The sequence below is a fragment of the Verminephrobacter aporrectodeae subsp. tuberculatae At4 genome, from assembly GCF_000193225.1.
Classification (GTDB): Bacteria; Pseudomonadota; Gammaproteobacteria; order Burkholderiales; family Burkholderiaceae_C; genus Acidovorax; species Acidovorax aporrectodeae.
In genome coordinates this window covers 1-445 of sequence record NZ_AFAL01000271.1, presented here as the reverse complement: position 1 = coordinate 445, position 445 = coordinate 1, and the positions used below count along the sequence as shown (strand labels likewise).

1 pseudogene is annotated in these 445 nt (G+C 71.5%); it reads right to left on the bottom strand.

Features of this window, described 5'->3' with window-relative positions:
* Positions 1 to 445: pseudogene (locus tag VTU_RS26140) on the bottom strand (aminotransferase-like domain-containing protein); the annotation flags it as partial.

The window sequence follows — 445 nt, the reverse complement described above, 5'->3', positions numbered from 1 at the left end:
GCTGGCGCTGAACACGCTGCCCGGTGCGATCAGAATGCGCTCGGCGAGGCAGGCTTGGTGCAGTTGCACCGTGTCGAGCGCGCGCGGCAGTTCCAGCCAGAGCAGCAGGCCGCCGGGCGGATCGCTGACGCGCGTGCCTTGCGGGAAATGCGTGGCGATGCTGTGGCGCGCCGTGCTCACCCGCGCGGCCGCGGCGGCGCGCAATTGCCGCATCGCAGCCGCATGGCCGGCCTGGGAGATGAGGTCGGCCAGGGCCAGCTCCAGCACCGCCGACTGCCCGCCCACCTGCAAGCCCTTGATTGCGCGCAGCCGCTCGGCCCAGCGGCCGCCCTCCAGCCAGCCCAGGCGCAGGCCTGGCGCCAGGGTTTTGGAGAACGAGTCGCAGAGCATCACATGGCCCGTGCTGTCGTATGACTTGACGCTGCGGCGCATCTCGTCGACCTCC